The sequence below is a fragment of the Hellea balneolensis DSM 19091 genome (assembly GCF_000428525.1).
Classification (GTDB): Bacteria; Pseudomonadota; Alphaproteobacteria; order Caulobacterales; family Maricaulaceae; genus Hellea; species Hellea balneolensis.
The window spans coordinates 816,781-842,464 of sequence record NZ_AUAC01000002.1 but is presented as its reverse complement, the minus strand read 5'-3'; the positions used below and the strand labels follow the sequence as shown (position 1 = coordinate 842,464).

Below are 25,684 nucleotides of genomic sequence, written 5' to 3'. Positions count from 1 at the left end.
TATGGAAGGTTGGCCTATACCGCTTGGACAAACGCTCGTGACGTATATTGCGTTTACCGCAATTATTATTGCCCGCTATTTTTTGATTGTTTGGCCTATCCATTGGGCGCTGTGGAAGCGGCCGGCTTATAAAGTTAGGGCGCGGCGTTTGTCAAAACGTGAGCCGACGGCTTTGACAATCCGCAATGAAATCAAGCTCTCAACTATCTCCGCCTTTATCTATGCCGCGCCCGCTGCCATTGTTTTGGAAATGTGGAAAGCCGGCAGTACGTCGATGTATGCGGGAATGCCCGAAGGTGTTGGCGGATGGGGTTGGATTTTCGTCAGCGCCTTTATCTATCTCTTCGCGCAGGACACATGGTTTTATTGGACGCACCGCATCATGCATCACCGCAAATTATTTAAATGGACACACGAAGGCCATCACCGCTCCGTCCAGCCTACCCCTTGGGCGAGCTTTTCTTTTGACGCGATAGAGGCCATCAGCGCGGCTTGGCTCCTCCCTGTCATGGCACTCTTCATTCCTATCCATGTTGGCACAGCGTTAGCGCTCCTGATGATTATGACGATAAATGCGGTCTTCAATCACGCGGGTTGGGAAGTCTATCCAGACAAATGGGTGAAAGGGTGGTGGGGCCGACATATTATCACGGCCAGCCACCACAATCTCCACCACACGAAATTCAAAGGGAATTATGGGCTGTATTTTAGGTTCTGGGATAAGGTATGCGGAACGGATAAGGGGTTGGTTTAAGCCCTCTTTCCTTATGTCCGCTCATCCCTGCGCAGGCAGGGGTAGGGACATATCCAATTTAGTGCGGCAAATATGAGGCGGCTTTCCAATAGGTATTCGAGCCTCATGATAGGCCTTTGCACGTAAATCGTCGAATAAATCACCCTCTGGCAGAGGCCAAGTGGGACAGGCCATAATATCGAGCCATTCGGGATTGGAAGATTCGATAAGATTTAATTTCCAGTCTCGTTTCCATTTCTTAATACGGCGCTCACGTTTAAAGGCTGCATCACGGGATTCATGTTCTTCATACAAGAGTAAGTACTGGCAATGATGCTTTGCTGCATAACCGGGAAATATTTTGTAACGATGTTGTTCCATGCGCTGTACGAGGTCTTCTGTGTGACCTGTGTAGAGCTTCCCCTTGTAGCGGTTCGTAATGATATAGGTATAGAACATTATGTGAACATAACTAAGTGTGAACTCAAAATCAACTAAGTCCTAATCCCTGCCTGCGCAGGGATGAGCGGAAAGGAGGGAAGGTGGTTGGTATTTAACTGAGCCTTGTCAGGACAAACTAACCTCAAACCCCGCTCACCCCTGCGTAGGCAGGGGTAGTGACATAGGCTTATCTAGGATAAGGTTTGTAGTGCGGACATTTGGCGCGTTTGAGTTCTCATTTACTTAATATGTAGAAACGACCCAAACGCGCTTGCCGGTTATAAGCTCTAAATCTGATGCTAGTTTGTAAGCTAAGTCCTCAAAAGAAGACTCTGAAACATGAATGATAGCTTTCTCGATTGGCAAATCATCTTTGTTTTCTTTCAAAAACGTTTTGATTTTGGGGATATTATATATTTTCTCGTTCAGAATTAATTCGTTTTCATTTGAGAGCTCAATATAAATTACATCATTTTTTTGAGGTGGTTCTAGTTGTTTTGCCGAATTGAAACTTTCATTTACTCGCGCCTTATCATCAATCTCTTTGGATGTTTTCTGTTCACATCCGCTGAATAGAAAGCAGAGACTAATTAAGACTATAACGTTACTAATCTTCACTCTGTCCCTTTCAACCGCTGCATCTCATCCCTCAACCGCGCAGCTTCCTCAAATTCTAAATTCTCGGCGGCTTCGAACATACGCTTCTCTAAATCTGCCAGAACCGTAATAATGTTATCTCCGCCGACAAATTCGGCTTGGTCTTCTGCGGCTTCGAGATATTTCTTTTTGAGCTGGCCGCTTGGGGTGTAGCGGTCGGCATTGTCTTTGATTTTTTGCGCGTCTTCGCTATCGCCGACCATATCGGCGACGCCGCGTAGGACGGTTTTGGGTGTTATGCCGTGTAGTTCATTATGCGCGACTTGGCGGGCGCGGCGGCGATCTGTTTCATCCATCGCGCGCTGCATGGAACCTGTGACACGGTCAGCATAGAGCACGACATTGGCTTCGCTGTTCCGCGCGGCGCGGCCAATGGTTTGGACTAATGAGGTTTCGCTGCGCAGGAAGCCTTCCTTATCGGCATCCAAAATGCCAACAAAAGCACATTCTGGAATATCGAGACCTTCGCGAAGCAAGTTAATTCCGATCAGCACATCAAATTTTCCGAGCCGTAGATCGCGGATAATGTCGATACGTTCCAGCGTGTCGATATCACTATGCATGTAACGCACGCGAATGCCTTGATCATGCATATATTCTGTAAGGTCTTCCGCCATTTTCTTTGTGAGAGTGGTGACGAGCGAGCGATACCCTCGCGCCGCGACATTACGCACTTCGTCAATGACATCATCAACTTGGCTCGCGCCATCTAATGATACAGGTCGAATTTCTACGGGTGGATCGATAAGCCCGGTAGGCCGAATGACTTGCTCTACGAAGACGCCGCCTGTGCGCTCCATTTCCCAATTACCGGGTGTCGCTGAGACATGCACGGTTTGGGGCCGCATCGCATCCCATTCCTCAAATTTCAGCGGACGGTTATCAATACAGCTGGGCAAACGAAAGCCATGTTCAGATAGCGTACCTTTACGGTTTGCATCACCTTTGCTCATCGCGCCAATTTGTGGGACTGTGACATGGCTTTCATCGGTAAAGAGGAGCGCATTTTCGGGGAGGTATTCGAAAAGTGTGGGCGGCGGCTCGCCGGGTTTACGGCCTGTAAGGTAACGCGAATAGTTTTCAATGCCCGTGCAAAATCCCTGCGCGGCCATCATTTCTAAATCAAATTCTGTGCGCTGGGCGATGCGTTGGGCTTCGAGTAATTTTCCTTCAGATTCAAACTGAGCCAATCGCTGTTTCAATTCTGCTTTAATGCCTTTCATGGCGGATTGAACCGTTGGACGCGGGGTCACATAATGTGAATTGGCATAAACCCGTACCGACTCTATATCCCTGATGCGCTTTCCTGTGAGTGGATCAAAGGCGGTTATGGTATCGATTTCATCACCGAAGAAATCAAAGCGCCACGCCGTGTCATCATAATGGGCCGGGAAGAGTTCAACTGTGTCGCCGCGCACACGAAATGTTCCGCGCTGAAAAGCTAAGTCATTACGCGAATATTGTAGTTGCACGAGTTGCGCCATCAATTCGCGTGGGTCGATATTTTGGCCTTTATGCAGATCAATTGTCATGGCTGTATAGGTTTCAACAGAACCAATACCGTAAATACAGGACACTGAAGCCACGATGATACAATCATCCCGTTCTAATATAGCGCGCGTAGCCGCATGGCGCAGGCGGTCAATTTGTTCATTTACCGAGCTGTCTTTTTCGATAAATGTATCGGTGCGCGGAACATAGGCTTCGGGCTGATAATAATCATAATAAGAGACGAAATATTCTACCGCATTATCGGGGAAAAAGCTTTTAAACTCAGAGTAAAGTTGCGCCGCGAGTGTTTTATTGGGCGCCATGATCAAGGCAGGGCGCTGGGTCTGTTCGATTACTTTCGCCATGGTAAAGGTCTTACCTGACCCCGTCACGCCGAGCAGAACTTGGTCGCGGTCTATAGAATTGAGCCCTTCGCAAAGCTCTTTAATCGCCGCGGGTTGATCGCCTTTGGGTTCAAATTCGCTGACGAGACGAAAACGTTTACCACCTTCCGATTTCTCAGGCCGCTCTGGTCGATGGGGTTGCCACATCGACATGTTTTTATTGGGATGGATTTGGGTGACATTCGCCATGGTATTAAACTATGTATGGTCAGGAATGAATACAAGCAATATGATAATATGAAGCTTAAATGGAAGGGGATTTTGATGACAACTGGAAGCACGCGCCTTGGGGCTGTAAAAATGCTCTTGGAAGATGAGGCTGGCCGTCGCGTTAGAGAAAACTGGGAGTCAATTTTTTCAGATAAAAGCCTAACCCCTGAAACTCAGACAGCTGAATTTGAACAGCATTTATATGACTTGCTAATAACTGAAATGGAGGAGGGTTACCGCCGTAAAGAAGTCTTACAAAAAGAAAAACGAAAAAGAACGGGGCGTTCAAGCGGTTATATCCCGCCGCAAATGCGAGTGTCCCCGGATATTGGCCGTTTTATTTTTGCCTGCTTTAAATGGCACGGATTTTCAGAAGGCCAAACAACCGCTAATGTCGAGGTCAAAGGACTGGAAGACCTTGCCGAGGCGTTTAATTTTAAAATTGATCCGATGGAAAATAAACGCCAATTCATATCTGGTGATGAACGTAAAACGGCCATCGAAAAGGAAGAGAGTGCGTCTTATAACCTTCGTATTTGGGGATTGATTATCGGTGGACTATTTATCACATTTGCTATTGTCATCAGGTATCTCATGCGAAGAAATGGGATGTAAAACGATTATTTTACCCTCGCCAAACGCACAGGCTTAAAGCTGCGGCGATGTATGGGGGATGGGCCTAGCGTTTTGACAGCTTCGATATGGGCCTTGGTGGGGTAACCTTTATGTCCTGCCAATCCATATCCGGGATAACGCGCATCCGCCTCAACCATCAGTCTGTCCCGCGTGACTTTGGCCACTATGGACGCCGCTGCGATAGAGAGGCTGCGCGAGTCGCCTTTCACGATAGCTTGCGCCTTACACGGCAAATCGGGGAGTTTATTTCCATCAATTAAGGCCATGTCGGGCAGGGATGGGAGCGCTAAAACCGCCCGCTGCATCGCGATAAGGGTTGCGCCCAATATATTGACGCGATCAATTTCCTCAGGCTCTGAAATACCTATGCCAATAAGTGCATTTTTCTCTATCGCGTTCAGCAAGAGTTCACGTTGTTTGGGGGATAAGGCCTTACTGTCATTCAGACCTTCCGGGATTCTGGCTGGCGTCAATAAGACCGCAGCGGCCACAACAGGGCCAGCCAGCGGACCGCGTCCGGCTTCGTCAACGCCGCAAACCGGGCCGAAACATTGGCGCTCGAAAGAAAAATCGGGAGTGAATTTTGACATCTTAATCCTGTGGCCCGAATCCTGCATTTTTAATGCTATTAGGGCTTTTTAGGGCAAACCCGGTCTGATAAAAGACCGTAAATGGAAATATTGGAGTGAACCATGGGTAAATTACGTTTGGCAGCTACCGCTGCCGCATTGACCGTCGCAGCTTTTGCGGCTCCGGCCTTCGCGCAGGTCTCATCTGCGGCTGATTGCGATTATGAAGGTGGAGAAGTCTTTAACGTGCAGGGCGCAACTGTTTGCCTCGTACAAATCCGTCCGGAAGAGTATCGTGACAACGAAGCTTATGATGGGCAACAACTCGGCGTCAGCGAATGTAATGGCGATACATTGTCTAACGGCACATTTTGTAAAATTACATTAGTGCCGGCTCCGCCAAAGCCTGAAGCTACAATGCCTGTTGAACCAGTTGAGGTCGAAGGCACTGAAGCTGTCATGGACGGTGCGGATGCTATGATGGAAGAGTCTAATTAACCTTTCACATATTTGTTTACGAAAACCCGGCTTTAAGGCCGGGTTTTTTATTGCCCTGTCGTTATGTGCGGGGTCTAAGGGAGCATGTTGTGCGTTATCATACCCACGCGAAACGCGGCCGATGACCTCTCTAATGTTCTTGCGCAGTTGGATGGGGCGAACCGCATTGTTGTGGCCGATGGCGGCTCAACAGACGACACTCTAAAAGTCGCTGTAAAAAGGGCAGTCATTGCGGCTGGCGCAAAAGGGCGGGGTCAACAACTGGCCTTGGGGGCGCGGTATTGCGCAGATGCAGATTGGCTCCTTTTTCTTCATGCCGATAACCGTCTTCCCGATAGTTGGGAGCAAGATGTTGAGCACCATATCGCAAAGCACCCAAATGCTGTCGGTTACTTTAGATACCGCGCAAATGCTAAAGGCTTCTGGCCGCGCTTTATGAGTTTCTGGGTCGGCATGCGCTGCCAATGGTGGGGCTTGCCTTACGGCGATCAAGGGCTTCTGATTTCAAAAAAAATGTACGATGCGGTCGGCGGATATCCTGAGCAAAGTTTGTTTGAAGACGTTGCAATTATTGACGCTATAAAGAAAAAATTCACCCGCACGGCTCTACGGCCCCTCAAGAGTCATATCCATGTTGATATCTCTAAATATACACAAGATGGTATATGGGTGAGAGGGCGTAAGAATTTAAAGCTCCTCAAGGCTTATCGGCAAGGTGAGTCCGCCGAAGCTTTGGCACAACGTTATCGGAACGGTTCATGAGACCTCGCCTTTATATTTTTGCGAAAGCGCCTGCCATGGGCAAAGCTAAAACACGCTTGGCAGCAGATATTGGCAAGGTTCATGCGCATCGCCTTTACCGCGCTATGCTCTCCAAGGTTATACGGCAAGTGCAAGACCCGCGTTGGGACACGATTGTCATGGCAACACCCAAACGCGCTATTGGGAAGGTGCCTGAATGGGACGGCGTGCCTCAACACCCTCAGGCTAGCGGTTCTCTTTCGCCAAGACTCTTAGCGGCTTTCAACGGGCGAGGCCCTGTCGTTGTGATTGGAACCGATTGTCCGCAAGTGATGTCATCAGATATAGCGGATGGGTTTGATGCCCTCAAAAAACACTCAGCCGTTTTTGGTCCTGCGGATGATGGTGGATTTTGGCTCATGGGTATGAATGGGCCTGTAAAACCAACTATTTTCGATAATGTGCGTTGGTCACATGAAGATACACTCAGCGATGTTGAGGCGAATATTGACGGATCTGTTAAACACTTACGGACCTTAATTGACGTTGATGATCTTAAGGCTTTGCGGGCGCTTCGTTCTCTTTCTCCGCGGCAGCTTTAAGGGCGTCTTTCTCCGCATTGACCTTCTTGGCTATCATGGCGAGGGTTCGGTCAATTAAGCGCAAATCTGAGCCTTTGCCATGGCCGGGCACGATAGTTTGCGTTTCAGGGTATGTCGCTTTCACCCAGTTTAAGGTCGCGGGCCACGCTTTAATGTCAGCATCCTCCAGATTGCCGAGCGCAGTCGCCTCAGCCCCCTTTACAGCGCAGCCACTATATAGAATCTTTTCGGAGGACACATAAACAATAAGGTTTTCTTGCGCGTGAGCTGCACCGGGATAAGCGATTTCCACGGGGCCAACTTTGGTTCTGGATTTGGCGTCTTTCAGCGCGGCGACGGATGTATTGGGAACGGGATACCCCGCATTGGCGGCTTTGACGGGAGTAAGGGGGTGGGTAAACACTTCGGCACCAGCAAACTCCATGAGGTCCACACCTGAAATTTTATCCAAGTGGTGATGCGTGATAATGAGTTTTGTAACAGGCTTTCCAATCTCTGATTTAATAGTTTCCAGAAGAGATTCTGTAGCCTTTTCACCCCAGGCCGTATCAACCATGATTAGGTTGTCACCATCTTCTACAATTAAACCGTTAGACGGTATGGGTTTGCGTCCAGGAACCGTATAATTTGACGTGTGGACCCAGACGCCTTCCGCAATTTTTTGTAGCGCGATAGGATAGTTGTTAGATAATGAACTCGGCGTTTCGGGCGTCTCAGGGGCCTCATTACAAGCTGATACTGACAAAATGGCAGCGAGTAAAAAAGGGGTCAAGCGTCTCATCACATATCTCCATGAGGTTACGAGCTTATATAGTTTTATCTCTCCGCGGCTTGCAAGATTTAAGCCTTAAAAAGATGAAACCTTTCTGGTCATTGAGGGTTGAATAGGAGATAAAAACAAAAAGGAAAAATCATGCCAGATATTAAAGCCTATGCCGCGATGGAAGCGGGAGCAGACCTACAGCCCTATGAGTATGACCCCGGAGATCTCGCGCATAATCAAGTTGAAATAGCGGTAGAGGCCTGCGGGGTTTGTCATTCCGATTTGTCTATGATTGATAATGATTGGCGCGCTAGCTCATATCCCCTCATTGCTGGTCATGAAGCTGTAGGAAAAATTACGGCCAGTGGTAGTCATGTGAAGAATTTAAAAGTCGGGCAAATGGTCGGAGTCGGCTGGAATTCCGAAAGCTGCTTGCATTGCTCGCCCTGCTTGTCGGGCAGTCATCAGCGCTGCACAAAAGGCGTTACAACTATTCGCGGCCATGGCGGATTTGCGGACCGAATGCGTGTGCAGGATATTTGGGCCGTACCCCTTCCTGACGGAATGGATGCCCGATCTGCAGGGCCGCTCTTTTGCGGGGGTATTACGGTCTTTGCGCCTATGATGGATCATGATCTGAAACCGACTGACCGCATTGGTATTGTCGGGATTGGCGGGCTTGGGCATCTGGCCGTTCAATTTGCTAGAGCTTGGGGCTGCGAAGTCACGGCGTTTACGACCAGTATGGATAAAGAGGCGGAGCTTAGAGAGTTAGGCGCGCATCATGTCGTGAACTCGAAAGATCAAGATGCGCTCAAGGCTCTGCGGGGCAATTTTGATATGGTGCTTTCGACGGTCAATGTGACCTTACCATGGCACCGCTATATGAGCGCTCTTGCGCCCGAGGGCCGGTTGATAACCGTCGGTATGGTTGGTGAACCCATGGGCATATCTGCGGGGCAGTTGATAGCGGGCGGAAAATCCGTTGGTGGTTCTGATACGGGCGCGCCGCACATGGTGTCTAAAATGTTGGAATTTTGTGTGCGTCACAACATCAAACCGATGGTCGATTATTTTCCCATGAGCGATATAAATAAAGCCATAGCTCATCTTAAAGAAGGAAAAGCCCGTTACAGGGTGATCCTTGAGAATTAAGCTTTGAAGTATACGGTTTCTCTGAAAGTGACGATCGTATCATTCGCTTTATAAACCGGAGAGAGCATCTCAACAATAAGAGGCGCTAAATCCGAGGGGTTAGGCAAAGCCTTCGGGTCTTCGCCTGGCATGGCCTTGGCGCGCATGGCCGTGCGTGTCGCGCCAGGATTTAACAAATTGACCTTTAGGTTTGTGACCTCCGCTTCTTTAGCATAGCAAGAGACAAATGCTTCCAGGGCGGCCTTGGAGGCAGCATAAGCCCCCCAATAGGCGCGGTGCGTTTGCGCGACACCAGACGTTAAAAACACCGCGCGGCCAGCATCTGCGGCCCGAAGAAGTGGGTCTAAGGATCTGATGAAGCGGTAATTGGCCGTCAGGTTAATCGTCATCACATCTTCCCATGTTTTGGGCGTGGTGTGCGGGGCAGGGGTGATTTCACCTAGCGTGCCGGCATTGGCTAAAAAGCCGTCAAGCTTGCCCCATCGTTCGTGAATGATTTTGCCGAGCTGATCTATACCGTCGCCATTTTTCAAATCCATAGGCACAAGAGTGCACTCGCCGCCCTCAGCTTTGATAGCATCATCAAGGTCTTCAAGCCCGCCTTGGGTGCGAGCTGTTGCAATGATATGAGATCCTGCTTTTGCGAGGGCGAGGGCGGCCTGATAGCCAATGCCGCGTGAAGCGCCTGTCACTAATGTGACGCGTCCGTCTAAAGCTTTGTTTGACATTTTGCCTAAGCCACTTCCACAAGGAATGAGAGTTGTTTGGACCCATCCAGTAGTTTTCTGTCCCGATCAATGAGTGGTGTCGGATATTCGCCTGTAAAGCAATGATCCGTATATTGTGGACAGTCCTCTGAACGATAGTCCTCGCCCATGGCCCAATAAAGGCCTTCAACTGAGAGGAAGCCGAGGCTGTCCACTTCGAGCATTTCTGTCATGGCTTTAAGCGAATAATTCGCCGCAATAAGTTTTTCCTTTGTCGGCATATCAATGCCGTAATGATCAGGGTGTTTTATGGGCGGGGAGGCGGAGCGGAAGTGAACTTCTTTTGCGCCGGCGGCTTTAATCATGCGTACAATTTTTGTGGAAGTCGTTCCGCGTACAATTGAGTCGTCAACGAGCAATACACGCTTGCCTTCAATCATGGCGCGGTTAGCGGAGTGTTTAAGCCGCACGCCCATATCTCGAATTTGCTGTGTGGGCTGTATAAAGGTTCGTCCGACATAGTGATTGCGGATAATGCCAAGCTCGAAAGGAATACCTGTTTCTTGGGAAAAGCCGAGGGCTGCGGGTACACCGCTATCGGGAACAGGAATAATAACATCCACCTCGGCAGGTGTTTCTTGTGCAAGGCGCTGTCCCATGCGTTTACGCACCTCATAAACGGACTTGCCGCTAACGATACTGTCAGGCCGTGCGAAATAAACAAATTCAAAAATGCAAGGCCGCGATTCTGCTTTCGGGAAGGCGCGGAATGAGCGAATACCATCTACATTAATGGCGACGACTTCGCCCGGTTCAACCTCGCGCACAAACTCCGCAGAAATCATATCAAGCGCAACGGTCTCGGAGGCCAGAACATAGCTGTCGCCCAAGCGGCCAATTAGTAGAGGCCGAATGCCGAGGCGGTCTCTTGCACCGACGAGTGTATCCTTCGTCATGCCCACAAAGGCATAACCGCCCTCAACTTGGCGAATGGCCGAAATAAAGCGGTCAATAAATTCGCCACTTTTAGCCCGCGCTATCAGGTGCAAGACGACTTCGGTATCGGATGTACTTTGGAACAATGCGCCCGCTTCGTTTAGCTGATCCCGGATCGTATAGGCATTGGTAATGTGACCATTATGCGCAAGAGCAAATCCGCCAGTATGAAGCTCAGCATAGAGGGGCTGCACGTTCCTTAAGGTTTTTTGCCCGCCAGCAGTGGAGTATCGATTATGTCCAATGGAGACGAAACCTGGAAGGCGTTCAGATGGGTCGTCCCCTGTAAAATTATCGCCCACTAATCCAAAGTGCCGTTCCGTGTGGAATGTGTCTCCGTCACTTGTGGCAATACCGCAAGCCTCTTGGCCGCGATGTTGTAAGGCATGTAGGCCGAGCGCTGTCATTGAGGCTGCATTTTCAATCCCAAAAATTCCAAAGACGCCGCATTCTTCTTTAATTTTATCTTCATCAGGGTCAAATTCGCAGACAGGGTTTTGGATATTATCGGTCATCACTTTAACTCCTCACCAATCTGGTTCACAGCGCCTTCAACATCACCTTCTCTTAAGCGATCAGCATATGAGCGCGCTTTGGCGTAGGGCAAGGCTTGTATGCCCGTCCCGATTTTTGCCAATAGAGGGTAAAAGGTCGAGCCTTCTAGCATAGCTGGCAACTTAGCAGGCGGAGCTTCCATTTGCTCGCGCATGCCGCGCGGCATTTTTTCTAGCATTTCTGGTGAAAACTGTTCCTGATTTTCAGCCATGTAATCCTTAAACTCCTGTGCTTCCTGTGACTCGCGATATTGCGAAGTTAAGAGCAAAACACCCAGAGCGGCGACCACTAGCCCGCGCGCAACCCCAAAACCTGCGCCAAAGAGTCTGTCTATAAGACCGATCTCTTTGCCCTTAAGTTTTTTGACAATTCCGCTGAGCAAGAACACCATAATCATGTAAGCAAGCGCGAAAACGCCAAGGCCAAGAGCTCCATCAGCAAGCCATGAAGGCGATATTAAATCCTGCGCGGCAAAGCGATACCGCCCATAAGCGAAAAGCGCGACCGACGCAGCGATAAAAAGTGCTAATATAGACGTGAGCTCACGCATCAAGCCGCGGTTTGCCGCATAAAGCAAAGAAATCAAAAGTATCAGAAGAACGACAATATCAAAGCCGTTAAAGTCCCAAGGGCCTATACTCATATGTGGCGCTCACCATTTTAGGCGGCTTTTACGGAAGACCCCCAAGCAGAATCGTCTTCCAAGCCGCGTTCTGAGCTGGCTTCTACACGGCTAATCAAGTCAGGCAAAGCCTTGATTGCAACGATTGGCAGGGCAAAATTATCATTTTTAGTAGATTTTTTTGATGGAGTTGCCGTGATCGCTGTCTTGAAGCCAAGTTTCGCAGCTTCTTTCAAGCGGGCATCTGAGCGCCCGACCGGACGGACATCACCTGACAGGCTGATTTCGCCGAAAACAACGCTATCTTTAGGTAAAGGGACGTCAAAAGCAGAAGAGGCTATCGCTGCGGCCACAGCCAAGTCTGCTGCGGGCTCATTGATGCGCAATCCGCCCGCTACATTTAGGTACACGTCTTTACCAGCGAAGCTGACGCCGCAACGCGCTTCTAGCACAGCAAGAACCATGGCGAGGCGCCCGCTATCCCATCCGACAACAGCGCGGCGCGGCGTTCCAAAAGCTGCTGGGGCCACAAGGGCCTGTATCTCGGTCAAGACGGGGCGCGTGCCTTCCAGCCCAGCAAAAACAGCCGCGCCGGATGATGCTTCGCCGCGGCCATCGAGAAAGAGGGCAGAGGGGTTAGGCACTTCGGAGAGGCCTGTATCGCGCATCTCAAAAACGCCAATTTCATCTGTTGGACCAAACCGGTTTTTATGCGCCCTTAGGATTCGGAATTGATGCGCGCGATCACCTTCAAAATAAAGCACGGCATCTACCATATGTTCAACAACACGAGGCCCTGCGATTTGCCCGTCTTTGGTCACATGGCCCACAAGAATAACACAGGCCCCGCGCTTTTTAGCAAAGCGGGTGAGTTCTTGAGCGCAAGCTCTGACTTGCGCCACAGTTCCTGGGGCGGCGCCAAGCTGATCTGTCCAAAGTGTTTGTATAGAGTCTATGATAACCACATCGGGACGTTCCGCCATTAAGCCGTCTAATATCGGCCCAAGGGATGTCTCTGAAGCCAGTGATACGGGGGCATCCGAGACGCCCAAACGTTTTGCACGGCGGCGGACTTGCCCCGCTGATTCCTCGCCTGAAATATAAGCTGTCTTGAGGCCGGACTTCGCAAGCTTCCCGACCGCTTGCAGAAGTAATGTGGATTTACCAATACCCGGATCTCCGCCAACAAGAAGCGCAGATCCCGGCACTAAGCCTCCGCCCGTGACGCGGTCAAGTTCTGCAATATTTGTTTTAAGGCGAGGGACATCTGCGCTTTCGCCGCCAAGGTCGATAAAATCTATGCCTCTACCTTTTTTGCCACCTTTACGCGGAGAATTTGAATGCTGGCTTGTAATTTCTTCGACAAGGACATTCCATTCACCGCAACTATCACAGCGTCCGGCCCATTTAGAATGCACAGACCCGCAGGATTGACATACAAAGCAAGATGAAGGTTTGGGCATGTATGTCTCCGTTTCGTAAGTATATTATCTTTCGAGGTCTGTATGTCAACAAATGTTTATGCTTTGTTCCGTTTCGGCTCCGATCTGAATGCAGATATGTCTTAAATATCTCAGACAGAATGTTAGATATTCAATAGGCCTTAGCGAATTTAACTTGAACGGAACACGTCATAAGATTCTTTAATTGTAATGTCTAAAATTAGGCGTAGGCGAGTTAAGTGACATGCATAAACTACGTTTATACTATAAGAGCGCGAAAAAAATAGAATTGAATGTGGGCTTTTCTTTAAACAAAACTGCTTTCCGGTTGTGAATTGCTTTTTGTTGCGTCCGCAGAATGACAATGGATTTTAATGTGAATGCGGATACCACCAAAGCCTCTTTTTTAGACTACCAGATACGATCTCTGTATCTGGAAACGGAACGTAAGTTGCCATGCTTATTAGATGATAGCGGATGCAACTTATCTGAATTTTATATATTGCGTGCACATTGGGACAAAGGATCTTTGAGTTTTACAGAACTATCGGCTCACGCTGATCTAAGTGATGAAAGTGCCACTAAAGCAATTGCGTCGCTCATCCAAAAAGGCCTCTTGGCAGACATTAAAGGCAAAGGCATTAACCCGTTATCTTCCTTTAAGCTGACGCCTTTGGGTTCAAAGACACGTCAGAATACCATGGCCAAATATGACCGGTTTATAGCTGAGTTATATGCAGGATTATCAGAGCAAGATATAGAACACGCACTTCGCGTCATGATGACACTACATCAAAACTTGCAACTAGATTCTGTCCAGACGGGTGAAAACAGCACCGTTACGTCTATATTTTAATATATAAGCGCCAAATTTGTTTAATTGACACTTGCACTTCAAAGCAAAACGCCTCAATAAATTTACTGTGGGACTAAATAGAATACTCATTCAAGTCGTTCTAAGTTGTAAGTTAGAACGAAACGGGCTCATAAATCACTAAATGTCGGGCCCGGTGTTACGGTAATCAAGCTGTGACCGGAGGGGACGTTATGACAGTGTACGCTTCACTAGATCAGGCGCTGGACACAATTGAGAAATCGTCAACGGAAGGCGATATCTGGACCACGCTATTCAGTTATTTAAAACTGTGCCGTGCGAGAGCTGTGCAGTATCACCACTTGCCATCGGCTGGAGCGGCTGATTTTGCGAAAAAGTCGTCCTTGAAACATTTCTTTGACACAACCGACGATGACATCAAAGAGACCATGAATAACCTCTTTTCTAAGCTATCCCCTGAAAAAATCGCCTTAGGGGCAATGAAAGATCATCAGTGGAGTTTTGCGAATGGCACACTCACGCCAGTGGTGCAAACTAGGGTTATAGCCCCCAAAGCTGATCAGCTTAGTGGAATTAGCTTTACTGTTCACGGCCCATTGGGACGCTCAGGGTATTTTACATTGGTGAGCGGTATTGGAGGAGAGGATTTCAGCGACGATGAAATTCGCCTTATGAAATGGGTATGTCAAAACACGCATCAAGCGCTTTGCAAAATCAAGGTTCGGGCTCTTCAGGAGAGCATAAGCCTGACTGAGCGCGAAATAGAGATTCTATCTTGGATAGCGCGCGGTAAAAGTAATAGCGTCATCGCTGAAATCCTGGGGATTTCGCCGCACACAGTAAATACTTATGTCCGCCGCATTTTTCTTAAGACAGGCACGAATGATAGAACTTCGGCCTGTTTGTATGGAATCAGTAATGGTTTGGTCAGCCTTTAATATTATCTGCTTTGACGGCTAATCTTAATACTGACGTCACCTGATCGAGCTACTCTCATTCATCTACATAGGCCAAGTTATTTTAGAACGCTCAGTTATGTGTATTGATGATTCTCCAAGCAATTGGAATGTTCTTCTTATGCATATAGTTTCGATAGATTATTGTCGCCCACAGGTCTTGAAAAATTAACAATCACAAAGAAATTTGTGACCATGCCTAGGATAACTTGGAAAGGCCTTCACAGCAGCTTTATCCCACAGTATCGCTGATTGTGGAGGCCTTTTTTCAATTCAATCCTAAAGCATAATTAAGCTTCGCTAGAATTAAATCTAAGGAATAGCGCCTTATTGCCTGGTTTCTTTTCAGCCAGGCTATCGCTATCGCATCCAATAGGCTTTAAAGCCAGTCACAATGCCTGGCTATTTACTAATTCTGTTTTTCGTAATTGCTGTCTTCTATGCCGCTGTAGGGTTTGGCGGAGGCTCTACCTATAATGCCCTTTTGGTTCTGAACGGGACTGATTACCGTGTCTTGCCGGCCATTGCTTTGGCTTGCAATATCATCGTGGTTTCAGGCGGGTTATGGAGATTTTCTAAAGCGGGGCTTGTTGCGCCCAAAGCCCTCTTGCCGTTTATGTTGGCTTCTGTACCTGCAGCTTGGATTGGCGGTAGATTGCCTATTTCAGAAACGCTCTTCATAGCTCTATTGGGCGTGTCTTTATTGTTAAGTGGTCTGAGGTTGTTGTGGCAGCGGGATGTCGTAGTTGCGCCTGATGAGAAACTCTCTACCACATTAGTAATATCGCTTCTGTCAGGGGGGGGTATTGGTTTAATTTCTGGGCTTGTCGGTATTGGCGGCGGAATATTTCTTGCCCCAGTTCTTTACGCGCTACGCTGGGACACACCTCGCAAAATCGCGGCAGCCTGTAGTCTTTTTATTCTAGTCAATTCAATATCAGGCCTGACGGGTCAGATCATGAAGCTCTCAGGCCATGACCTCCTAGGTCTTGCTGCGCCTTATTGGCCATTGCTTATCGCCGTCTTTTTAGGTGGCCAAATAGGATCTTGGATGGCTTCACAACGTCTTGAGCCTCTTATCCTTAAACGGCTTACAGCTATACTAATTTTATACGTCGCCATGCGTTTAATCTTGAAATGGATGAATATAGTTATGTTTTAGATCTGCCGCCGACTTAACTATGCGGTGATAAGAGCGTGGTCATAATCGTCTAAATCCTATAGACACGGCTCATGAGAGTTATAATCGCAGGCGCAGGTATTGGCGGACTTACAGCTGCATTATGCTGTCTTCATTTTGGCCATGAGGTGATTATTTTTGAGCAAGCCTCAGAGCTCAGCGAAGTTGGTGCCGGGATACAGCTCCCGCCAAATGCTATGAAGGTTTTTAAGGCCTTGAGTATAGATGCGCTTATCAGCCAAACCGCTTTCAGGCCTGAAGCTCTAGAAGCACGCATGGGCGAGAGCGGGCGCCGCATTTTTAACGTTCCCCTAGATGAAAAATCTCTTGAAAGATGGGGGGCATCCTATCTTCACATCCACCGCGCTGATTATGTTACCGCCCTGAAGACGGCCTTAATCGCGCGTTCCCCAAAGAGCCTGAAGTTAGGAGTCGGCATTGAGGATTATAAACTTAGCAAGAAGGGCGTTACCATTCAGCTCTCAGATGGCCGCAAGGTAACTGCGGATGTCTTGATAGCAGCGGATGGAATTAAATCAAAGATCCGCGCGAAGATGTTGAGGCCTGACACGCCCAGATTTACGGGAAATATCGCGTGGCGGGCTGTCGTGCCCCTTGAGGCATTGGGAGAAAACGCGCCCGCCTCAACGGCATGCGTTTGGATGGGGCGGAAGCGCCATGCCGTAACCTACCGCATTCGCAGTGGAGAATTGGTGAATTTTGTTGGCGTTGTTGAGACAGATAAATGGTCAGATGAAAGCTGGTTACAGAAAGGGAATAAAGAGGAGGCTCTTAGTGATTTTTCGGGCTGGGACCCCATAATAAAGTCGATTTTGAAATGCGCTTCGCCCGACTCATTTTACCGCTGGGCGCTATTTGATCGTGACCCTTTAAGCTGTTGGGTTGACGGTTCTGCCGCTTTGCTGGGCGATGCCGCACATCCTATGTTACCTTTTATGGCACAAGGCGCGGCCATGGCGGTTGAAGATGGTTGGGTCATCGCGCGCGAGCTCTCGAAAAATGGAAGGTCTGTTCAGGCCTCTTTGAAAGCTTATGAAAATTTACGCTTACCGCGAACGCAAAAAGCGCAACAGGCCTCGCGAAGCAATATGAATACTTTTCATCAAGCCACTGTTCTCAGGCAAATAGCAACCTATTCTCCCATGTGGCTCGCGGGGCATATATTGCCGAACCTTATAAAAAAACGCCTTGATTGGCTTTACAGCTTCGATGTCACTAAGTCGCCATTGTGAAGGGTTTGAACTATTGCTGGGTATCGAATTCAGACTGATTTTTCGATTGTTTCTGGGAAAGATAGCTGTTGCCCTGTCATCATTCTCTCTCATTAACGTGATGGCGCGTCGCATTGACGATAATATGAATTTCTGCAATATAATTCTCATGAAAAAATCAATTTTAGCATCTTCAATACTTCTAGCGTCACTCGCATTGAGCGGCGCGGCAAATGCTTGTGATATGCATGGCGGCGGATTTGGATTTGGCATGCGTAATGCGCCTTGGCAAACTTACACGCCAAAAGTGTCAACGACCGACCCTGCTCTGATGCAAGATGACAAGCTAAGTAAGTTAGCTACTGATAAAGTCCCGTTGATTAAACCTAGGCCGAGTTTTTCTAATGCTGCAAATCTAGCCGCTATGAAAGCCAAGGCAAAACTCGCGAGTAAAGACCGAGGCGAGTCATCCGCTGACAAGCCTGAAATGAAAAAGACTGCTTCTAAACGCGGATAGTTAATCCATCAGAGAGTGAACGCTTCAAGGCTATAAGCGCGGGGATGAGACCCAAGACAGCCGCTGACACTGTTACGAAGATTACGACCCCTATATCAAATTGACCTGGCCAAAGCCGCAATGCACTTATACTGAAACGCGCTTCCAGCAATGGCCGGAAAACCCACAGCACCCCATAGAGTATTGTAAGGCCTAATGCACTGCCGATAAAGGCTAGAAGAGCCGCTTCGCTTACTAAAAGTCCGATGATATGCTGACCTCGCGCGCCCATAGCGCGCAAGATAGCCATTTCGCGGCGACGTTCATTTAATGAGGTCAATATTGAGGTCAATATCCCGATGAGGCCTACCGCAATTACGAACCCGGATACAAGCGCCAGAGCTCTTTCGACAACAGACATCACATTCCAGAGTTGGCTTAATGCGACCCCGGGAATAACGGCCTGCAAGGGTTCGGCTTCATATGTATTAAGGTCTCGTTGTAGCCCTAGGCTTCGCACGCGTGATGTCGCACCAACCAACATGGCCGTAACATTTTCAGGGGTTAGTTTTTTTTCGCGCAATTGGTCTGGTGTATTTAGTCGGCTCATCGGGGTAGGCGTCCCGCTTCGCCATCCCATATGAATTGCTTCAATGGCCCCCAAACTTACGAAAACAGATCTGTCAACTGGCGTACCCGTTGGGCTCAAAATACCTGTGACGGTAAATGGCAGATTATCATGATTGACAAAGCTCGTTCCGCCTAGCCCATGCGCAAGGGTAATTTTCGAATTCAATTCATAGTCTAACTCACGGGCAACTTGCGCACCGAGAACAACATCGAACAGATCCGTGAAAACCTGTCCTTCACGAAATGATAGCGATTGAGAGTCTGCGAATTTGTAATGCTTGAAGTAATCCGGCGTTGTCCCAACAACACGAAATCCGCGATGTGAGTCGCCCAATGTGATTGGCACAACCCAGGCCACATCTCTGCGCGCTTTAATCTCTTCATAAGTTTCCCAGGTAACATTATTTGTTGGGTCTCCGATCTGGAAGACAGAATAGAGTACAAGATTTATTGGGCTAGACCGTGCGCCCACAATGACATCTGTATCACTTATAGTGCGTTCAAAACTGGTTCGCGCGCCTTGGCGTAAATTCTCGACAGCTACAAATAACAGAACCGCCGCCGCAATCGAAACCACGGTTAAAATTGCCGTTATTTTGCGCGCCCATAAAGACCGCATGGCGAGTGAAAGAACAGCCATATTCTTCATGCAGCCACTCTCTGGTTTAATTCTGTCAATGATACAGCGCGGTCAAAGTGGGAGGCCAAGGTCTGATCATGGCTTACGAATAAAAGGCTACTGCCAAATTTTTCGCGGCTTTGATTAAGTAGCTCAATAAAACGATCACGATTATCATGATCAAGAGCTGAGGTCGGCTCATCCGCGATGATCAAATCAGGCCCGCCAATAAGCGCACGTGCTACGGCGACGCGTTGTTGTTGCCCGACACTAAGCTCTCCAACCTTACGCTTTAGGTCTTCATCTGTAAGGCCAAGCCCGCTGGTAAGTGCTTCAGCTTCGGCTTCGACAGAATGACTTGACCTTAAGGCGCGATTACGCCGACTAGCTGAAAAGCGGCAGGGCAATATGCAGTTTTGAATAACACCTATATAAGGCAAGAGATTAAATTGTTGGAATATGATACCCAGATGGTCTGCTCGAATTTTATCGCGTTGCCCGGAGGAAATTTCCGTGAGTTCCTTACCGCAGATTGAAATTTTACCCGATTGTGGTGTGAGAACACCTCCAATAAGTCCGAGCAAAGTGCTTTTTCCGGAACCGCTTGGTCCTCTCAAAAAGACGCTTTCTCCAGCCTTAATTTCGAAATGCGGGATATCAATAAGGTTCGGGCCCAGCGAATAGCCAAATTGCAAATCTGTCAGGGTTAGAACTGAATCAGTACTCATAAGGTTCGAGTTTTGATAAGGTAAGTTCATAAGCACTATTGCCCAAATCAGACCCGAACTGACCTGTTTTCATCGTGCCTTCAACCCAAACAGGCTCGTTTATATTAGCGACTTTTGTCGCCGGTGACGATTTAACGAATACGATTTGATTAGGCGGCGGCGGCGGTGTATGTAGGCAGGCTCCGAAATATGGCACCAACAAGAATTCTTCATACTCGAAATTCGCATTAAAATCTAGCGGTACAACATATCCCGGAAGGCGTATTTTTGCGCCGTTTAAATCATCAACAACATTGTATGTGCCAATTTGATCCATCGTATCCTGAGCGCTACCTTCATCAATCATGCTCATGAGATCCCCTGTCTCTTTGGCGGCTTGTGAGAGTGTCAATTGCTCACGAAATTTGCGTTCCTGCTCTTCATAAAATTCAGAGTAAAGTTCCGCCAGTCGCGCATCTTCGCCCTCTGGCATAAGATCTTCCCAAACTAATAACTCCGCGTTGGATTGAACTGACTGAGAGGTCTCTTGATTTTGCGCCGTTTCGGTTTGCGAGGCTGAATTAGTGGCGGGTTTTTCACCACATGCTCCAAAGGATAATGCCACTAAGAGGCATGGAATAATCAGTTTTGAGGCTGTCATCGTGATAAATCCATTTCCGTGCTTTTAGGTGTCAAGTTGACCTGTTTTTGAGTCGAAGGACCCAGATAAGTAACATCTATATCACTCAAGTCTTCAAAAAACCGAAATATATTTATGTTCACATTTGAAAGAGAAGAAGGGGTCATACAGACGAACTCATAGTTAAGTAGAACATCCTTATGGGTGTCTTCGTCATGAAATTCATGATCACTGTGTTCATCCTCCTCAGCGTGATCTTCATGATCACTATGCTCTTTATCATGATCATGGTCTTCTTCCTGGTGATGATCGTCATGAGTTGTATTATGTTCGTGCTCGTTAAAGAGTTTTACAGCCATATCTTCTGATGTTGTTTTACAACCTGCCTCATCATTAAACTCAAAGAGTTCTGCGCCTCGGCTAAGCTGTGACTCTGCCCGCTTTACAGTTTTACGCTGTGCGTCTGACTCTGGTGAGTGTTCGAACCCTAAAATGTTATAAAGTGGGGATTCGAATTCAATCGTCACTGTGCCGTCTTCCAAGACGATGCCAAGTTCTGCATCACCATGCGCATGTTTGTCGGCTGAGCGGGTCACGCGAGCCGCACCGTCATTGATAGTTTTCTTAGCCGCAGTGTCAGTCTCATCTGTTGTGTTGCGCTCTAGGTTGTCATCGCTCTTCACGGATATAGGGTCTTGATGGAGGTGATCTGTAGAAACAGTATCATTGCTCTCGGAACAAGCCGCAAATAAACCCGCTATTAAAATTTGAGTGATTTTAAAAAAGGGCAATTGTTTCATGTTTCCAACCTAATAAAACTCTCATGGTGTTATTAAATTACAGTTTTGACGCCAGATGACAAGACGCTCGTTTTTCAATTTAAAAAGGGAGAATATTGATACATGCACAGCAGATTAATCGATTGGTACTGCCGCTATTGAATAAGTTTAGAGGTCTAAAGTATAGATGAAATTACTTGAGAGTATTCGATGTCCACCCTTAAAAGATGAGAACGACCTATAACTTGCTCGAAAAATGGCTCCGCAAGCAGGACTCGAACCTGCGACAAGCTGATTAACAGTCAGCTGCTCTACCAACTGAGCTATTGCGGAATAGACCATTCTAGGTAGGCGCGCCTCATAACAGAGTTTTGGTCGTGGCTACAAGCCTAATTTCGTTCTTTTTCACAAAAATGTTAGCGGCGTTAAGGGGCTGCGATTTCGCAAGAAAAAAGGGAGCTACAAGAGCTCCCGAAGGTATTAGGTGAATGGTGGGTGTCTTCTAGAGGAGACATCACTTATATTAACGAATAGGGTAAATTAATCGTTAATATCCGTGCTTTAATTTGAAATCTGTTAAGGAATGCGTTTAGATTGCCGTAAAAGGAGCAAAATATGCGCGAAATTACAACATATGCAGAGTTTTGGACCCATTATTTGCGCGAGCATAGCCATCCGGCAACGCGGGGTTGGCATTATCTCGGAACCGCATTGGCGCTACTAACCCTACTCCTGGTCATATTAAAAGGCGCTTGGCTGTTTTTGCCATTGGCTTTTGTTTGCGGCTATTTTTTTGCCTGGGTCAGTCACGGTATAATTGAGAAAAACAAACCTGCGACATTCACTTATCCGCTTTGGTCACTTTGCTCTGATTTTAAAATGCTATTCTGTTTCCTGACTGGACGAATGGGGACCGAGCTTGAAAAAGCGGGCGTGACCCGCCGCGCATGATACCTCATAAATCCTGGAATGGCCTCCAAGCCCTTAGGCTAAATAATTACGTCGCCCGCGTTATGCCTGGGTCATGCGCTTCTTTAGGGCGGCTCCCAAAGGGCCCGCGCGCAAGTGAAGGGGCCTGCCTTATGACAGTCGGTACCCGAATTGATGTCGATATTCGACAACCCGCCGTGGATGCAGGTGGAAATCTCATCACGCGCCGCAAAGACTGGGCCTTTAAGCGCGGAGAGCATGTCAAAAGTGGTAAGGCGCAGACGGTTGGGGGTGTATTGAACGGATTTAAGCCTGACGGCACGCTGCAAGACGGCATTTATTACGGCTTTATCGCCACGACCGAGAAGCCTGACGAAAGAGGGCTTGTCCTGGAAGAGAGCGTGCATCTCTACCTCTCAAAATACTTTATTGGCGGCGGCGTAGGATCATCTGCGACAGGTGTTGGTGTTAATAAACGCCCCAGAAACATCCGCTATTTCCGTCCGCATCCGGCGTGTTGGAGGGTGCAGGGCGGGAAGCTTGTACCCTGGCTTGCCTTGGGCGAGGGCCATACCGTTAAAATGTTTTATCAATTTGCGGATTGGCAGCCCTATAAATCAGCCCGCATAGGCGGCGTAAAATTTCGGGCGAATGGGCACAAATTCTATGATCCTAATAATGCTGTGGTTCTGGAACCCGGCATGCTTCATGGCCGAGATGATGGCACGCCGCATGAGCAATGGCTCAGTTTTTCAGGCGTGTTGCCGCAGACGCATAAAAATATGGTTCTGCAGATCGAATATGACGGGCAGGGCGAAATTTACAACAGTTGCAGCAAGCTACGCGGGCAATTAGTGGCGGTCGCAAACGGGCCTGGAGTTGCTAGGTTCGAAACCATGACCGGTAGCGATATTACGGGGCGGGGAATAAAACTCACCCTGCTAGGACCTGTAAGTGTCAAACGTGTCTATATGCTAAGCTGCACCTCGCAACAGCCGATGTAAGTGAGTAGATGATTGCTTTCTACTTTCTAAACCGCGCTTCCGCCCACCGTTAGGTTTTCGACATATAGGCTAGGCTGCCCCACGCCTACGGGGACGCCTTGGCCGGCTTTGCCGCAAACGCCTATGCCGGGGTCGAGTTTCATGTCATTTCCAATGTGCTTGATTTGATTGAGCACTGTGGGGCCATCGCCTATGAGGGTGACGCCTTTTAGGGGCTCCTCTACTTTGCCGCCGCGGACTCTATAGGCTTCTGTGCATTGGAAGACGAATTTACCGCTGGTAATATCGACTTGTCCGCCGCCAAAATTCGTGGCGTAGATCCCGTCTTTCAATCCCGAAAGCATCTCTTCTGGGTCAGCCTCTCCGCCTAGCATAAATGTATTGGTCATGCGGGGCATGGGCGTATGCGCGAAGGATTCTCTCCGGCCATTGCCTGTTGCGTCCACGCCTAGCAAGCGCGCATTCATGCGATCTTGCATAAACCCGACCAAGATACCGTCTTCAATCAAAGTCGTGCGGGAGGTCGGGGTGCCCTCATCATCAATCGTCAGGGAGCCGCGCAGCGCGGGAAGAGTACCGTCATCCACGATTGTGACGCCTTTGCTGGCCACCCGCTCGCCAAGCATGCCTGCAAAAGCCGAAGTGCCTTTGCGAATGAAATCACCCTCAAGCCCGTGGCCCATGGCTTCGTGGAGAAGAACGCCGGGCCAGCCGGGGCCAAGAACAACATCCATCTGGCCAGCCGGAGCAGGGACAGACTCAAGATTGACCTTGGCGCCGCGCAGGGCTTCTTGGGCCAATGGTTTCCAAAAAGCGGGATCCACATAGCTATCATAGCTTTGCCGTCCGCCTGCACCCGCATAGCCATTTTCGCGGCGTCCGTCTTTTTCAGCAGTGATAGAGATGTTAAGGCGGACGAGGGGACGAATGTCATCATAGCGGTCGCCGCCCGCCCTCATAATCGACACTGCACGGCGATTCCCGCTCATTGTGACGCTGACCTGCACGACGCTTGGGTCGAGGGAACGGCAATAGGCGTCTATCTCTTGGAGCAGTTCAACCTTCACGCCAAAACTCGGTGAGGCGATGGGATCAATATCTGGGTATAGCTGTGTATTTGTTCGGCGTGGGGCGGGGGCGGCAGTGCCGTTATGCCCATCTTTGGCCATCACTACAGCCTTTGCCGCGCGTGATAGCGCACCGGGCGTAAGTTCCGTGCTTTGAGCAAAGCCGCTCATTTCGCCGGCGACGCAACGCAGCCCAAACCCGCGTGATGTATCAAAGCTGGCTGTTTTTAATCGGCCATCATCAAATGTGAGCGACTCTGATGCTGAGCGCTCAATGAAGAGTTCACCGTCATCAGCTTTGTGCATGACCTGATCGATCTCATCTTGAGCGATTTCAGGGGTTAGGTCGCAGTCTTGGAAGACAAAGTCTGTCATATCAAAGGGCTTTTTTATAATTGAGCACTTTATCTAGGGATGTTGCCGCGATAGACAAGGCATATTCTGCGACAATCCGCGCGGCATTTGCACTGCCATTTGAGCGTATGTTGTTTATAAACCGATGAAAATGGCGGGGTGAGTCTGTCATAAATTTAGCAATGAGATGTCATATGCGTCTAAAACGCCTTATTCTAGCTAGCTCCACTGCATTTTTTGCAATGTCGTGCGCGGCATTCGCGGCAAAACCCACAGAGGGTGGTTATTGGCTCCAAGAGGCCGCAACGCCTGTTATGGAAGAGTTGATTTGGCTTCATAACTTTGTGAGCTGGATTATTTTGGGAATCACGCTCTTTGTCATGGTGCTTATGGGCTACATCATGTTCCGTTTTTCTGCCAAGCGAAACCCGGTGCCATCGAAAACAACACATCACGTCGGACTCGAAGTCGCTTGGACTCTTATCCCTGTTATAATTTTGCTTGTGATGGTTGTCCCGTCCATGCGTCTTTTATACTTTCAAGACAAATTGCCTGAAACTGAAATGACGGTAAAAGTCGTCGGAAACACATGGAACTGGGAATATGTTTATCCCGATTTCGAAAATGTAGAGAGCTTTATTTCCAACCCGCTTGAAAAAGAAGAGGCTGAGGCCGCAGGTGTACCATATTTATTGGCGACTGACGCTCCGCTCGTTGTGCCAGTCGATACTAAAGTCAAAGTACTCGTGACATCGTCAAATAATTTGCACAGCTTTGCGATGCCGGCTTTTGGCGTCAAAATGGATGCTGTGCCTGGACGTATTAACGAAACGTGGTTTGAGGTCCTTCCAGGCAAGGAAGGCACATATTACGGGCAGTGCTCGGAAATTTGCGGTATTAAACATTATAAAATGCCGATTGAAATTAAAGTCGTCAGTAAAGACGCGTTCAAACAATGGGTCGCCAATGACGGCGCATTCACAACTACAGTAGCTTCTGTTGGCGGCGGTATGACCGCGGCGCAGGAATAGGA

Annotated in this window: 29 protein-coding genes and 1 tRNA gene; 14 read left to right on the top strand and 16 right to left on the bottom strand. The window is 48.5% G+C overall.

What is annotated here, in order from left to right:
* Position 1: 1 nt before the first annotated feature.
* Positions 2–754 (top strand): sterol desaturase family protein, encoded by a 753-nt coding sequence (locus tag F569_RS0104200; protein WP_034387187.1) that lies wholly within the window; start codon positions 2–4, stop codon positions 752–754.
* Positions 755–775: 21 nt separating this feature from the next.
* On the opposite strand, the gene F569_RS19285 is transcribed toward F569_RS0104200, so the two are convergent.
* From F569_RS19285 to uvrB, 3 genes are all read right to left on the bottom strand, one after another.
* Positions 776–1,192 (bottom strand): GIY-YIG nuclease family protein, encoded by a 417-nt coding sequence (locus F569_RS19285; protein WP_154813634.1) that lies wholly within the window; start codon positions 1,190–1,192, stop codon positions 776–778.
* Between the two features lie 225 nt (positions 1,193–1,417).
* Positions 1,418–1,792 (bottom strand): hypothetical protein, encoded by a 375-nt coding sequence (locus F569_RS0104190; RefSeq protein WP_026941177.1) that lies wholly within the window; start codon positions 1,790–1,792, stop codon positions 1,418–1,420.
* Entirely contained in the window at positions 1,789–3,915 is a 2,127-nt protein-coding gene (gene uvrB / locus F569_RS0104185) for an excinuclease ABC subunit UvrB (RefSeq protein ID WP_026941176.1), read from the bottom strand. The genes F569_RS0104190 and uvrB overlap by 4 nt, the downstream gene beginning before the upstream one ends.
* Before the next feature lie 75 nt (positions 3,916–3,990).
* On the opposite strand from uvrB, the gene F569_RS0104180 reads away from it, so the two are divergent.
* Complete coding sequence (locus tag F569_RS0104180) at positions 3,991–4,551, top strand: hypothetical protein (protein ID WP_154813633.1); 561 nt, start codon at positions 3,991–3,993, stop codon at positions 4,549–4,551.
* Positions 4,552–4,556: 5 nt separating this feature from the next.
* Here the strand turns inward: F569_RS0104180 and F569_RS0104175 are convergent, their stop codons facing one another.
* Entirely contained in the window at positions 4,557–5,162 is a 606-nt protein-coding gene (locus F569_RS0104175; protein ID WP_034387185.1) for a ribonuclease HII, read from the bottom strand.
* Positions 5,163–5,264: 102 nt separating this feature from the next.
* Between F569_RS0104175 and F569_RS0104170 the strand changes: the two genes are divergently transcribed.
* From F569_RS0104170 to F569_RS0104160, 3 genes are all read left to right on the top strand, one after another.
* The gene (locus tag F569_RS0104170; RefSeq protein WP_026941173.1) at positions 5,265–5,639 is read left to right on the top strand and encodes a hypothetical protein; all 375 of its coding nucleotides are present in this window, start codon (positions 5,265–5,267) and stop codon (positions 5,637–5,639) included.
* 84 nt (positions 5,640–5,723) lie between these two features.
* Positions 5,724–6,401 carry a glycosyltransferase gene (locus tag F569_RS0104165; RefSeq protein ID WP_026941172.1) on the top strand — a complete coding sequence of 226 codons (678 nt, stop codon included), beginning with the start codon at positions 5,724–5,726 and terminating at the stop codon, positions 6,399–6,401.
* Positions 6,398–6,982, top strand: coding sequence for a TIGR04282 family arsenosugar biosynthesis glycosyltransferase (locus F569_RS0104160; RefSeq protein ID WP_026941171.1), 585 nt, complete (start codon positions 6,398–6,400; stop codon positions 6,980–6,982). The genes F569_RS0104165 and F569_RS0104160 overlap by 4 nt, the downstream gene beginning before the upstream one ends.
* Here the strand turns inward: F569_RS0104160 and bla are convergent.
* Positions 6,936–7,763, bottom strand: coding sequence for a subclass B1 metallo-beta-lactamase (gene bla, locus F569_RS16405; RefSeq protein WP_051279273.1), 828 nt, complete (start codon positions 7,761–7,763; stop codon positions 6,936–6,938). The genes F569_RS0104160 and bla overlap by 47 nt on opposite strands.
* Before the next feature lie 132 nt (positions 7,764–7,895).
* On the opposite strand from bla, the gene ahr reads away from it, so the two are divergent.
* Entirely contained in the window at positions 7,896–8,900 is a 1,005-nt protein-coding gene (gene ahr / locus F569_RS0104150; RefSeq protein WP_026941170.1) for an NADPH-dependent aldehyde reductase Ahr, read from the top strand.
* Here the strand turns inward: ahr and F569_RS16400 are convergent.
* The 4 genes from F569_RS16400 to radA are packed head-to-tail and all read right to left on the bottom strand — an operon-like array spanning position 8,897 to position 13,243.
* Positions 8,897–9,628: an SDR family NAD(P)-dependent oxidoreductase gene (locus F569_RS16400; RefSeq protein ID WP_034387182.1), complete on the bottom strand. Its 732-nt coding sequence runs from the start codon at positions 9,626–9,628 to the stop codon at positions 8,897–8,899. The two genes, ahr and F569_RS16400, sit on opposite strands and share 4 nt — an antisense overlap.
* A 5-nt stretch (positions 9,629–9,633) precedes the next feature.
* Positions 9,634–11,118, bottom strand: a complete 1,485-nt coding sequence (gene purF, locus F569_RS0104140; RefSeq protein WP_051279271.1) for an amidophosphoribosyltransferase — start codon at positions 11,116–11,118, stop codon at positions 9,634–9,636.
* On the bottom strand, positions 11,118–11,801 hold the full coding sequence (locus F569_RS0104135) for a CvpA family protein (RefSeq protein ID WP_026941168.1): 684 nt from the start codon (positions 11,799–11,801) through the stop codon (positions 11,118–11,120). The genes purF and F569_RS0104135 overlap by 1 nt, the downstream gene beginning before the upstream one ends.
* Before the next feature lie 17 nt (positions 11,802–11,818).
* Positions 11,819–13,243 (bottom strand): DNA repair protein RadA, encoded by a 1,425-nt coding sequence (radA, locus tag F569_RS16395; RefSeq protein WP_051279269.1) that lies wholly within the window; start codon positions 13,241–13,243, stop codon positions 11,819–11,821.
* 337 nt (positions 13,244–13,580) lie between these two features.
* Here radA and F569_RS0104125 point away from each other — a divergent pair, with 337 nt between their 5' ends.
* The 5 genes from F569_RS0104125 to F569_RS0104105 all read left to right on the top strand — a co-directional run bounded on the left by F569_RS0104125 (position 13,581) and on the right by F569_RS0104105 (position 17,942).
* Positions 13,581–14,078 (top strand): MarR family winged helix-turn-helix transcriptional regulator, encoded by a 498-nt coding sequence (locus tag F569_RS0104125; protein WP_026941167.1) that lies wholly within the window; start codon positions 13,581–13,583, stop codon positions 14,076–14,078.
* A gap of 191 nt (positions 14,079–14,269) precedes the next feature.
* A complete protein-coding gene (locus F569_RS20005; protein WP_051279267.1) occupies positions 14,270–14,995 on the top strand; it encodes a response regulator transcription factor in 726 nt (241 codons plus the stop codon).
* A 412-nt stretch (positions 14,996–15,407) separates the two neighbouring features.
* Entirely contained in the window at positions 15,408–16,175 is a 768-nt protein-coding gene (locus F569_RS0104115) for a sulfite exporter TauE/SafE family protein (protein WP_026941166.1), read from the top strand.
* Between the two features lie 71 nt (positions 16,176–16,246).
* A complete protein-coding gene (locus tag F569_RS0104110; RefSeq protein ID WP_026941165.1) occupies positions 16,247–17,446 on the top strand; it encodes an FAD-dependent monooxygenase in 1,200 nt (399 codons plus the stop codon).
* A gap of 148 nt (positions 17,447–17,594) precedes the next feature.
* On the top strand, positions 17,595–17,942 hold the full coding sequence (locus tag F569_RS0104105; protein ID WP_154813632.1) for a hypothetical protein: 348 nt from the start codon (positions 17,595–17,597) through the stop codon (positions 17,940–17,942).
* On the opposite strand, the gene F569_RS0104100 is transcribed toward F569_RS0104105, so the two are convergent.
* From F569_RS0104100 to F569_RS0104080, 5 genes are all read right to left on the bottom strand, one after another.
* Positions 17,929–19,191: an ABC transporter permease gene (locus F569_RS0104100; RefSeq protein ID WP_026941163.1), complete on the bottom strand. Its 1,263-nt coding sequence runs from the start codon at positions 19,189–19,191 to the stop codon at positions 17,929–17,931. The two genes, F569_RS0104105 and F569_RS0104100, sit on opposite strands and share 14 nt — an antisense overlap.
* A gap of 5 nt (positions 19,192–19,196) precedes the next feature.
* Positions 19,197–19,898: an ABC transporter ATP-binding protein gene (locus tag F569_RS0104095; protein WP_026941162.1), complete on the bottom strand. Its 702-nt coding sequence runs from the start codon at positions 19,896–19,898 to the stop codon at positions 19,197–19,199.
* Positions 19,888–20,538 carry a DUF3299 domain-containing protein gene (locus F569_RS18740; RefSeq protein WP_051279265.1) on the bottom strand — a complete coding sequence of 217 codons (651 nt, stop codon included), beginning with the start codon at positions 20,536–20,538 and terminating at the stop codon, positions 19,888–19,890. The genes F569_RS0104095 and F569_RS18740 overlap by 11 nt, the downstream gene beginning before the upstream one ends.
* Positions 20,535–21,317 (bottom strand): DUF2796 domain-containing protein, encoded by a 783-nt coding sequence (locus F569_RS0104085; RefSeq protein WP_026941161.1) that lies wholly within the window; start codon positions 21,315–21,317, stop codon positions 20,535–20,537. Before F569_RS0104085 ends, F569_RS18740 begins: the two co-directional genes overlap by 4 nt.
* 236 nt (positions 21,318–21,553) lie before the next feature.
* Positions 21,554–21,629: transfer RNA gene (locus F569_RS0104080), tRNA-Asn, on the bottom strand.
* A gap of 282 nt (positions 21,630–21,911) precedes the next feature.
* On the opposite strand from F569_RS0104080, the gene F569_RS0104075 reads away from it, so the two are divergent.
* Together F569_RS0104075 and F569_RS0104070 are read left to right on the top strand one after the other, a co-directional pair.
* Positions 21,912–22,247, top strand: coding sequence for a DUF962 domain-containing protein (locus F569_RS0104075; RefSeq protein WP_026941160.1), 336 nt, complete (start codon positions 21,912–21,914; stop codon positions 22,245–22,247).
* Between the two features lie 131 nt (positions 22,248–22,378).
* Positions 22,379–23,230, top strand: coding sequence for a hypothetical protein (locus tag F569_RS0104070; protein ID WP_154813631.1), 852 nt, complete (start codon positions 22,379–22,381; stop codon positions 23,228–23,230).
* Between the two features lie 26 nt (positions 23,231–23,256).
* On the opposite strand, the gene F569_RS0104065 is transcribed toward F569_RS0104070, so the two are convergent.
* Both F569_RS0104065 and F569_RS19470 read right to left on the bottom strand, forming a co-directional pair.
* A complete protein-coding gene (locus F569_RS0104065) occupies positions 23,257–24,672 on the bottom strand; it encodes a TldD/PmbA family protein (RefSeq protein ID WP_026941158.1) in 1,416 nt (471 codons plus the stop codon).
* Position 24,673: 1 nt separating this feature from the next.
* The gene (locus F569_RS19470; protein WP_154813630.1) at positions 24,674–24,823 is read right to left on the bottom strand and encodes a hypothetical protein; all 150 of its coding nucleotides are present in this window, start codon (positions 24,821–24,823) and stop codon (positions 24,674–24,676) included.
* A gap of 22 nt (positions 24,824–24,845) precedes the next feature.
* Between F569_RS19470 and coxB the strand changes: the two genes are divergently transcribed.
* Entirely contained in the window at positions 24,846–25,682 is an 837-nt protein-coding gene (coxB, locus tag F569_RS16380) for a cytochrome c oxidase subunit II (protein WP_051279263.1), read from the top strand.
* Positions 25,683–25,684: the final 2 nt, after the last annotated feature.

What these genes read in the sequence shown, in the direction of transcription:
- F569_RS0104110 (WP_026941165.1), top strand. Translation starts at nt 16,247, where the DNA reads ATGAGAGTTATAATCGCAGGCGCAGGTATTGGCGGACTTACAGCTGCA.
- F569_RS0104180 (WP_154813633.1), top strand. Translation starts at nt 3,991, where the DNA reads ATGACAACTGGAAGCACGCGCCTTGGGGCTGTAAAAATGCTCTTGGAA.
- F569_RS0104170 (WP_026941173.1), top strand. Translation starts at nt 5,265, where the DNA reads ATGGGTAAATTACGTTTGGCAGCTACCGCTGCCGCATTGACCGTCGCA.
- F569_RS0104100 (WP_026941163.1), bottom strand. Translation starts at nt 19,191, where the DNA reads ATGGCTGTTCTTTCACTCGCCATGCGGTCTTTATGGGCGCGCAAAATA.
- F569_RS0104135 (WP_026941168.1), bottom strand. Translation starts at nt 11,801, where the DNA reads ATGAGTATAGGCCCTTGGGACTTTAACGGCTTTGATATTGTCGTTCTT.
- F569_RS0104085 (WP_026941161.1), bottom strand. Translation starts at nt 21,317, where the DNA reads ATGAAACAATTGCCCTTTTTTAAAATCACTCAAATTTTAATAGCGGGT.
- F569_RS19285 (WP_154813634.1), bottom strand. Translation starts at nt 1,192, where the DNA reads ATGTTCTATACCTATATCATTACGAACCGCTACAAGGGGAAGCTCTAC.
- F569_RS19470 (WP_154813630.1), bottom strand. Translation starts at nt 24,823, where the DNA reads ATGACAGACTCACCCCGCCATTTTCATCGGTTTATAAACAACATACGC.
- bla (WP_051279273.1), bottom strand. Translation starts at nt 7,763, where the DNA reads ATGAGACGCTTGACCCCTTTTTTACTCGCTGCCATTTTGTCAGTATCA.
- F569_RS0104105 (WP_154813632.1), top strand. Translation starts at nt 17,595, where the DNA reads ATGAAAAAATCAATTTTAGCATCTTCAATACTTCTAGCGTCACTCGCA.
- F569_RS20005 (WP_051279267.1), top strand. Translation starts at nt 14,270, where the DNA reads ATGACAGTGTACGCTTCACTAGATCAGGCGCTGGACACAATTGAGAAA.
- F569_RS0104070 (WP_154813631.1), top strand. Translation starts at nt 22,379, where the DNA reads ATGACAGTCGGTACCCGAATTGATGTCGATATTCGACAACCCGCCGTG.
- radA (WP_051279269.1), bottom strand. Translation starts at nt 13,243, where the DNA reads ATGCCCAAACCTTCATCTTGCTTTGTATGTCAATCCTGCGGGTCTGTG.
- F569_RS0104200 (WP_034387187.1), top strand. Translation starts at nt 2, where the DNA reads ATGGAAGGTTGGCCTATACCGCTTGGACAAACGCTCGTGACGTATATT.
- F569_RS18740 (WP_051279265.1), bottom strand. Translation starts at nt 20,538, where the DNA reads ATGACAGCCTCAAAACTGATTATTCCATGCCTCTTAGTGGCATTATCC.
- F569_RS0104115 (WP_026941166.1), top strand. Translation starts at nt 15,408, where the DNA reads ATGCCTGGCTATTTACTAATTCTGTTTTTCGTAATTGCTGTCTTCTAT.
- F569_RS0104065 (WP_026941158.1), bottom strand. Translation starts at nt 24,672, where the DNA reads ATGACAGACTTTGTCTTCCAAGACTGCGACCTAACCCCTGAAATCGCT.
- coxB (WP_051279263.1), top strand. Translation starts at nt 24,846, where the DNA reads ATGCGTCTAAAACGCCTTATTCTAGCTAGCTCCACTGCATTTTTTGCA.
- F569_RS0104165 (WP_026941172.1), top strand. Translation starts at nt 5,724, where the DNA reads ATGTTGTGCGTTATCATACCCACGCGAAACGCGGCCGATGACCTCTCT.
- uvrB (WP_026941176.1), bottom strand. Translation starts at nt 3,915, where the DNA reads ATGGCGAATGTCACCCAAATCCATCCCAATAAAAACATGTCGATGTGG.
- purF (WP_051279271.1), bottom strand. Translation starts at nt 11,118, where the DNA reads ATGACCGATAATATCCAAAACCCTGTCTGCGAATTTGACCCTGATGAA.
- F569_RS16400 (WP_034387182.1), bottom strand. Translation starts at nt 9,628, where the DNA reads ATGTCAAACAAAGCTTTAGACGGACGCGTCACATTAGTGACAGGCGCT.
- F569_RS0104095 (WP_026941162.1), bottom strand. Translation starts at nt 19,898, where the DNA reads ATGAGTACTGATTCAGTTCTAACCCTGACAGATTTGCAATTTGGCTAT.
- F569_RS0104160 (WP_026941171.1), top strand. Translation starts at nt 6,398, where the DNA reads ATGAGACCTCGCCTTTATATTTTTGCGAAAGCGCCTGCCATGGGCAAA.
- F569_RS0104075 (WP_026941160.1), top strand. Translation starts at nt 21,912, where the DNA reads ATGCGCGAAATTACAACATATGCAGAGTTTTGGACCCATTATTTGCGC.
- ahr (WP_026941170.1), top strand. Translation starts at nt 7,896, where the DNA reads ATGCCAGATATTAAAGCCTATGCCGCGATGGAAGCGGGAGCAGACCTA.
- F569_RS0104175 (WP_034387185.1), bottom strand. Translation starts at nt 5,162, where the DNA reads ATGTCAAAATTCACTCCCGATTTTTCTTTCGAGCGCCAATGTTTCGGC.
- F569_RS0104125 (WP_026941167.1), top strand. Translation starts at nt 13,581, where the DNA reads ATGACAATGGATTTTAATGTGAATGCGGATACCACCAAAGCCTCTTTT.